Consider the following 7,267-nt stretch of genomic DNA (forward strand, 5'->3'; position numbering starts at 1 on the left):
CGTAAGCGTCCAGCCGCCGCCGTCTAGACTTCAAGCGGCAGCATCTCTGATGATCGAATCGAAGGCACAACAAATTTGTGCCCACAAATTCGATTATGGACACAAATTTGGGAACGGACAGCAAGCAGCCCTCGCGAGGCCCCTACCGGCACCACAGCGAGGAATTTAAGCGCGCCATCGTGGAGCAGTCGTTCCAGCCCGGCGTTTCGGTGGCGCGGCTGGCGCGCGAAAACGGCGTCAACACCAACCAGGTATTCGGATGGCGTAAGCGGTACGCGCCGAATCAGCTTCCTGTGGCACAGGCTACTGCTCCCGCGTTGGTCCCGGTGACCATCGTTGATCAACCAGCACAGCCGTTGGCCGGCGGTGATCATCGTCCGGCGGCCATGCTGGAGTTGACGGTGGGCCGTGCGAAACTTCGCGTCGAAGGCGATGTCGATCGGGACCTATTGGCGCAGGTGCTGGACAGGCTGCTGCGATGATCGGCTTACCTTCCGGCACCCGCATCTGGCTCGCCGCCGGCGTCACCGATATGCGTGCAGGCATGAACGGACTGGCGGCAAAAGTGGAGACCGCACTGGCCGAAGATCCCTTCAGCGGTCACGTCTTCGTGTTCCGTGGCAGGCGCGGTGACATGATCAAGGTGCTGTGGTGGACTGGTGACGGCCTGTGCCTGCTGGCCAAGCGCCTTGAGAAAGGCCGCTTCGTCTGGCCTCAGGCTGCCAGCGGGACAGTGATGCTGACGCAGGCGCAGTTGTCGATGCTGCTGGAAGGCATTGACTGGCGCAGGCCGGAACGTACGTGGCGACCCCAATCGGCCTTGTAAACGTGGCCGGAATTCCGTAAACTCGGGGCATGCTCACCGCCACCGACCTCCCTGACGACATCGCCGCCCTGAAAGCCATGCTGCTGGCGCGTGACGAGCAAGTCCAGCGTCTGAAGGCGCAATTGGATACCCGCGCTGCTGAAATCGAGCATCTGAAACTGCTGATCGCCAAACTGCAGCGGATGCAGTTTGGCCGCAGTTCCGAAAAAGTCGAACGGCAGATCGAGCAACTGGAACTGAAGCTGGAAGACCTGGAGGCGGAAACCGGCGCGGCACAGCAGGCCGAACCCGCTCCGCAATCGCGCGCCGCATCCAAGGCACGTAAGCCGTTGCCGCCACATTTGCCCCGCGATGAACGCGTCTACCAGCCGGAGCATCAGGCCTGCCCGGACTGTGGCGGGGCACTGCGCCGCCTGGGCGAGGATGTGGCGGAGCAACTGGAATATGTGCCCGCCAGCTTCCGCGTCATCCGCCATGTGCGTCCCAAGCTGGCGTGTGCCTGCTGCGACACCATCGTCCAGGCACCAGCGCCGAGCCGCCCGGTGGAACGCGGCATCGCTGGGCCTGGTCTGCTGGCGCACGTGCTGGTGGCCAAGTATGCCGACCATCTGCCGTTGTACCGCCAGAGCGTGATTTATGCCCGGGAAGGCGTGGAGCTGGACCGCTCGCTACTGGCCAACTGGGTCGGTGCCTGCCATACCTTGCTGCGCCCGCTGGTCGATGCGGTGCGGCGTCACGTGTTTGCTGCCGACAAACTGCATGCCGATGACACGCCGATCCCGGTGCTGGCGCCCGGCAATGGCAGCACCCGCACGGCACGACTTTGGACCTATGTCCGTGATGACCGCGACAGCGCGTCGGAGGTGCCGCCGGCTGTATGGTTTGCTTACTCGCCCGATCGCAAAGGTATCCATCCGCAAACCCATCTCGCCAAATTTAAAGGCGTGCTGCAAGCCGATGCTTATGCTGGCTTCAACGCCATCTTCGAAACGAACCAGGTGGTGGAAGCAGCTTGCTGGGCGCATGCCCGCCGCAAATTCCATGACCTGCACGCCGCGCGGCCATCGGCCATTACCACCGAAGCACTGGCACGGATCGGTGCGCTGTACGGGATCGAAGCGGAAGTGCGCGGCAAACCACCGGACCAGCGATGTCTGGTACGCCAGTCGAAAGCACGGCCACTGCTTGATGAACTGGAGCGTTGGCTGCGTGCCACGCTGGAAACGCTGTCACGCAAATCCGATACCGCGGCCGCCATTATGTATGCCCTGAAGCTGTGGCCGGCGCTCACACGATACTGCGACGACGGACGCATCGAGATCGATAACTCGGCCGCAGAACGGGCACTGCGTGGTATAGCGCTTGGCCGCCGCAATTACCTGTTTGCTGGGGCCGACAGCGGCGGTGAACGGGCAGCGTCGATTTACTCCCTGATCGGCACTGCCAAGCTAAACGGCATCGATCCTGAGGCCTGGCTGCGCCATGTGCTGGCGCACATTGCGGACCACCCGGTCAATCGCGTCGACGACTTCCTGCCCTGGAACTGCTCCCAGCACCTTGTGGCTGGCAAATAAATGAACGCTGGCCTGCGGCCAGCCATCATCAACTAAACTGTTACGGCACTCAACACGGTGCTGAGTCGACGCTTACAGTACAGCAGGCGGTCCGTCCAGACAGTCAACTGGGCAGTGTCCGCGTCCTGCAGCCTTTGCTTGACCTAGTCCGGAAGGATGCTGAAGCGGTGTGCCAGCAAGCGTTCCAGCACCAGTGCCTGTCCCTGCCTGATGCCCCGTTCGAGTCCTTCTTGCTCGCCACGCGCCAGCGCCTAGCGTTCGAATGGCAGAAGATAGTCCATGGTTTCCTCCTTTCGAAGTTTCCTTACCGCTTGCGTCAGCCTCGATTCCAGCCCGGCCGGCAGCCGCATCAGGCGGCCGGTAGCCGCTATCGGCGGTGACCGCCAGCGACGTGACCGGGCACCTGTGGCGATCATAGATTCGATAGTTATAAACGAAAATGCGCTCGGCGAAGGTGCGGCCGGGCCAATTCTGGACTTCAACATGCACCAGCACTGGCTGCGCCGGCCCGGTCAGCATGCAGACGCGGGCCAGTTTATCCACTCGGCGCGGCCCGATCACGGCGTCGGGCGTCAGCTGGGCCATATCCTGGTCCAGGAATTCCACCGGCTGCTGCCAGTCAATGTCAGCGTAAATGGCCGGGAAATAGAATGCCATAAACTCTGGAAAATAACGGCTGAGTGCATTTTTCCAAGGCGTATCGTAGTCGTCTGCCATCGCCGCCTCCGATTGAATTGAAGGGGAATGGTGGCGCGGCCGGGGCGTCGCAGTATTGATGGGACGCAGTGCGTGGCGATAAAAATAGAAGGGGCCACTACGAAAGCGGCCCCCTTACTTCAGTGACATGTCCGCCCGGTAACTTGAGTCCGTCCGGAACAGCAACACCTCACATCTACAGGATGGCACATTTGCGCCGAATGTAAAGCAGGATTTACAGCGTGCCGGTCAAATGGCGGGCAATAGTTTCGTCAGCGTAATTAATTCGAGATCATCGCGGAGTGGTTTGCCGACGGTTGGGTCATGGTAGGGGAAAGGCTCGGTAGCGCCGGTTTTACGGTAGCCGCGCCGTTCATACCAGGCGATGAGGCTGTCGCGATGGTTAATAACGGAAATCTTAATTGACGTGGCGCCATGTTCCACAGCGAATTTCTCTGCAGCGGCCATAATTGCTTTGCCGGTGCCGCCGGCTTGAATCGCTGGGTTGACTGCCAGCATGGATAAATACCATTGGCCATCGGTCGCCGGGCTCAGGGAAACACAGCCGAGCAAGGCCGAGTCAGCGCCTTTCGCGGAGAATACGGTGGTTGCAGTGCCCCCGGCTATTTCCAGCAGCGTGTGCAGGTTAATGCGCGGGCCACTGATTAACTCGGCTTCACTGGTCCATCCAGTGCCCCGATAGGCTTGATTAACGATATAGACGAGTTGCTGAAGGTCCTCATTACTGGCTTTAATCAATTGCTTCTGGATGTCCTGGCGGGGCGGAGCGAATGAGGGGAAGCGCCCATTTTGCCACAGGGTTGCCGGATGGGGCGGGCGGCGCCGGGAGCGGCTGCGCGGGCCGGCCGCGCGTGGAGGCTGCGCCACATCGGCTACGGTGGAATGCGGCCTCCGCGCACGCGGCTGCGGATTGCTATGCCAGATGCTGGCTTATCCGTGCTAAGATTTGGCCCATGATCGCCCAAGCCCTCTTCACTCCCGCCCAGCAAAAGCTGCTGGGCCTGATGTTCGTGCGCGTTAATGACGGTTTCCACCTCAACGAAATCATGCGCCTCACGGGATTGGGCAGCGCATCCGCCCAGCGTGAACTGCGCCGCCTGCATGATTCCGGTTTGATCGTGTCCGAGCGTATCGGCAATGTGCGCCGTTTCCGGCCGAATAAAGAGAGCCTGGTGTATGCGGAATTATCCAGCCTGGTGCGCAAGACATTCGGCCTGGTGAGCGTATTGAATTCGGCATTGTCGCCGCTGGGCGACCAGCTAAATGTGGCTTTCGTCTATGGCGCCACGGCCAAGGAACAGGAAGCCAGCGAAGATAAAATTGAATTGCTGCTGATCGGCGATAACACCAGCTATGGCGAATTGCTGTCGCGGTTGCCGGTGGCGGAACGCATTTTGCGCCGCAAGATCAATCCGAATTTATATACGCTGCCCGATTTCCGGCGCCGCCTGCGCGAACGCCAGCAATTCCTTGTGCATGTATTGCAGGAGCCGAAAGTATTTGTATGGGGCGATGAAACCGATCTGAGTTACGCCAGCCGCGTCGAGGAGAGTTGACATGGGAAAGATGAATGGAACAGCGCGCTTTCGCAGTTTCAAGGAATTCTACCCTTTTTATTTGCAGGAACACTCCAATTCAACCTGCCGCCTCCTGCATTTTATCGGCACCAGCCTGATCGTCCTGATTATCGCCGCCGCCGTGGTGCGCGAAGTTTACGGCTTGCTGTGGTTTATTCCGCTGGCTGGTTATGGTTTTGCCTGGGCCGGCCATTTCTTCTTCGAGCATAACCGTCCGGCTACGTTCAAATATCCGTTTTACAGCCTGCTGGGCGATTGGGTGATGTACCGCGATATGCTGATCGGCCGCGTGCGTTTTTAGCGTGACGATATAGTGTGGCGGCCACGCCGCAGCCTCGCCCGGCAAACTTTTTTTCTCCTTGACACTACTTGGTCGCTCGCCGATCCTAGCCTCAGTGCACGCGCTGACATCTGACCGGGAGAGAAATGAAGGCCCTGTTTTACCCCGCCATCAATTTGATGGGCAGGCTGCGCTATGCGCACAAGTTCCTGTTGTTGGGCTTGCTTGCGCTGGCCGCCGTGGCGGTGCTGCAGGTCAGCCTGTACCGCGCGCTTGACAGGGTAATCGAACCTTCCCGCGAAGAATTGCGCGGCCTGGAAGCGCTGGTGCGCCTGAACCGCGCCATCCAGCTGGTGCAGCACGACCGTGGCCTGGCTGCGGGACTGCTCGGCGGCAACCGGGCCTTCGCCGCGCGCCAGCAGGCCAAGGCGGCCGAGGTCGACACGGCCTTCCTGCGCCTGGGAGAGGCGCTGCCGCCCAAGGTGCTGGCCGGCCAGCGCTGGCGCGAAGTGAGCGCGGACTGGCGTTCACTGCGCCAGTTCGGCCTGGAATGGCCACAGCAGACCAATACCCTGCGCCACCAGCAGCTGATCGCCAAGATGCTGGTGCTGGCCTCCGACGTGGCCGATTCCAGCGCGCTGACGCTGGACCCCGACATCGCCAGTTTTTATTTGATGGACACCATCGTCAAGCTGCCCTTCTTCACGGAACGGCTGGGCCAGACCCGCGCCTTCGGCGCCGCCATCCTGGCGCGCAAGACCGCCACCGAGCCGGAGCGGCTGGAAATGGCCGGCCTGCTGGGTCACACGCGCATCGCGCGGGATTTGCAAACCGCCAACCTTGATAAAGTCATCAGCTACAACCCCTCATTGCGCGGCGTGCTGACCGGGCTCGACCAGAACGTCGAGGCCGGCATGCGCATCGCGCTTGGCATGGTGCAGGAAGACGTCATCGGCGGCCGCTTCGGCACCAGCTCGGAGGAGTACGTGGCGCAGTTCACCAGCCTGATCGACCAGATCTACGCGGGCGGCAACGAAGTGCTGGCGCCGGCGCTGCGCGAGCATATCGAGCGGCGCATCGCGGCCGCGCGCGCCAGCCTGGCCTGGACCGTGGTGCCCAGCGTGCTGGCCTGCGTGCTGTTCGCCTACCTGGCGCTGGGCACTTATCTGGCGCTGACCGGCCAGATCCGCGGCGTGCTCGACACCCTGAGCGCGCTCAGCAAGGACAGCGCCGAGCGCGCCGAGCAGGTGGAGGCCATTGCGGCGGGCGACCTGAGCCGCGAAGTGCGCGAGCCGCCCGCGCTGGCCGCCAGCCCGCTGGTGGCGCGGCGCGACGAGATCGGCGCGCTGGTGGGCGCCATCGCCGCGATGGGCGCGGCCCAGCAGAGCCTGGGACGCGGCTTCGCCCGCATGGCGCGCACCCTGCGCCTGCACCGCGACGAGGAGCGCCTGCAGGACTGGGCCAAGACCGGCATCAACACGCTCAACATCGAATTGCGCGGCGAGCGCGCGCTGGCTGAGCTGACGCAGGCCGTGACCAGCTTCCTCACGCGGCACGTGGGCGGTGCCGTGGGCGCGCTGTATCTGTACGATCCGGAACGCCAGTGGCTGGAGCTGGCGGCCAGCCATGCCTACACGCCCGGCACGGCGCCGCGCGCCGGCTTCGCGCTGGGCGAGGGCTGGGCCGGCAACGCGGCGCGCGGCGGCGCCATCGCCGTGCTGGCGCCGGTGCCGCCGGCCTACCTGGACGTGGCCTCGGCGCTGGGCCAGGCCGCGCCGGCGGCCGTGGCAGCGGTGCCGCTGCTGCACAACGGCGCGCTGGTGGGGCTGGTGGAGATCGGCACCTTCGGCCAGTTCGAGGCGCCCGTGCTGGCGTGGCTGCGCCAGGCGGCCGAGGCGGTGGCGGTGGCCATCGGCGTCGAGCACGCGCGCCGCCGCGTGGCGGCCCTGCTGGAACAGACCCAGGTGCAGACCGAGGAATTGCTGGTGCAGCAGGAAGAGCTGCAGCAGTCCAACGAGGAGCTGGAAGAGCGCGCCCAGCTGCTCGAGCAGCAGCGCGAGGTGATACGCCAGAAGAGTGCCGAGAGCGAGCAGGCCAGCCTGGCCTTGCGCCGCAAGGCCGACGAGCTGGAGCGCACCAGCGCCTACAAGTCCGAGTTCCTGGCCAATATGTCGCACGAGCTGCGCACGCCGCTGAACAGCATGCTGATCCTGTCGAGCTTGCTGGAGCAGAACCGGGAGGGCAAGCTGAGCAGCAAGCAGGTGGAATACGCCGGCACCATCCACGGCGCAGG

At 63.1% G+C, this 7,267-nt stretch carries 8 protein-coding genes; 6 read left to right on the forward strand and 2 right to left on the reverse strand.

The window, feature by feature from the left end; all coding sequences use genetic code 11:
- Positions 1 to 107 precede the first annotated feature (107 nt).
- From tnpA to tnpC, 3 genes are read left to right on the forward strand one after another with little or no spacing between them, the layout of a single operon-like run.
- The gene (gene tnpA / locus AC6H42_RS14585; protein ID WP_497548355.1) at positions 108 to 482 is read left to right on the forward strand and encodes an IS66-like element accessory protein TnpA; all 375 of its coding nucleotides are present in this window, start codon (positions 108 to 110) and stop codon (positions 480 to 482) included.
- Entirely contained in the window at positions 479 to 826 is a 348-nt protein-coding gene (gene tnpB, locus AC6H42_RS14590; protein ID WP_057154919.1) for an IS66 family insertion sequence element accessory protein TnpB, read from the forward strand. The genes tnpA and tnpB overlap by 4 nt, the downstream gene beginning before the upstream one ends.
- Positions 827 to 855: 29 nt before the next feature.
- Positions 856 to 2,400, forward strand: coding sequence for an IS66 family transposase (gene tnpC / locus AC6H42_RS14595; RefSeq protein WP_057154918.1), 1,545 nt, complete (start codon positions 856 to 858; stop codon positions 2,398 to 2,400).
- A gap of 72 nt (positions 2,401 to 2,472) precedes the next feature.
- Here the strand turns inward: tnpC and AC6H42_RS14600 are convergent, their stop codons facing one another.
- Together AC6H42_RS14600 and AC6H42_RS14605 are read right to left on the reverse strand one after the other, a co-directional pair.
- Entirely contained in the window at positions 2,473 to 3,117 is a 645-nt protein-coding gene (locus tag AC6H42_RS14600) for a hypothetical protein (protein ID WP_497548356.1), read from the reverse strand.
- A gap of 228 nt (positions 3,118 to 3,345) precedes the next feature.
- Positions 3,346 to 3,855 carry a GNAT family N-acetyltransferase gene (locus tag AC6H42_RS14605; protein ID WP_497548357.1) on the reverse strand — a complete coding sequence of 170 codons (510 nt, stop codon included), beginning with the start codon at positions 3,853 to 3,855 and terminating at the stop codon, positions 3,346 to 3,348.
- A 215-nt stretch (positions 3,856 to 4,070) separates the two neighbouring features.
- Between AC6H42_RS14605 and AC6H42_RS14610 the strand changes: the two genes are divergently transcribed.
- The 3 genes from AC6H42_RS14610 to AC6H42_RS14620 all read left to right on the forward strand — a co-directional run.
- Positions 4,071 to 4,673: a helix-turn-helix domain-containing protein gene (locus AC6H42_RS14610; RefSeq protein WP_057155339.1), complete on the forward strand. Its 603-nt coding sequence runs from the start codon at positions 4,071 to 4,073 to the stop codon at positions 4,671 to 4,673.
- Between the two features lies 1 nt (position 4,674).
- Entirely contained in the window at positions 4,675 to 4,995 is a 321-nt protein-coding gene (locus AC6H42_RS14615) for an Mpo1-like protein (RefSeq protein WP_497548358.1), read from the forward strand.
- Positions 4,996 to 5,120: 125 nt separating this feature from the next.
- A partial coding sequence (locus tag AC6H42_RS14620) for a GAF domain-containing protein (protein WP_497548359.1) occupies positions 5,121 to 7,267 on the forward strand: 2,147 nt, incomplete at its 3' end.

The organism is Massilia sp. NBRC 108631, assembly GCF_059704565.1.

What these genes read in the sequence shown, in the direction of transcription:
- tnpC (WP_057154918.1), top strand. Translation starts at nt 856, where the DNA reads ATGCTCACCGCCACCGACCTCCCTGACGACATCGCCGCCCTGAAAGCC.
- AC6H42_RS14600 (WP_497548356.1), bottom strand. Translation starts at nt 3,117, where the DNA reads ATGGCAGACGACTACGATACGCCTTGGAAAAATGCACTCAGCCGTTAT.
- AC6H42_RS14610 (WP_057155339.1), top strand. Translation starts at nt 4,071, where the DNA reads ATGATCGCCCAAGCCCTCTTCACTCCCGCCCAGCAAAAGCTGCTGGGC.
- tnpB (WP_057154919.1), top strand. Translation starts at nt 479, where the DNA reads ATGATCGGCTTACCTTCCGGCACCCGCATCTGGCTCGCCGCCGGCGTC.
- AC6H42_RS14615 (WP_497548358.1), top strand. Translation starts at nt 4,675, where the DNA reads ATGGGAAAGATGAATGGAACAGCGCGCTTTCGCAGTTTCAAGGAATTC.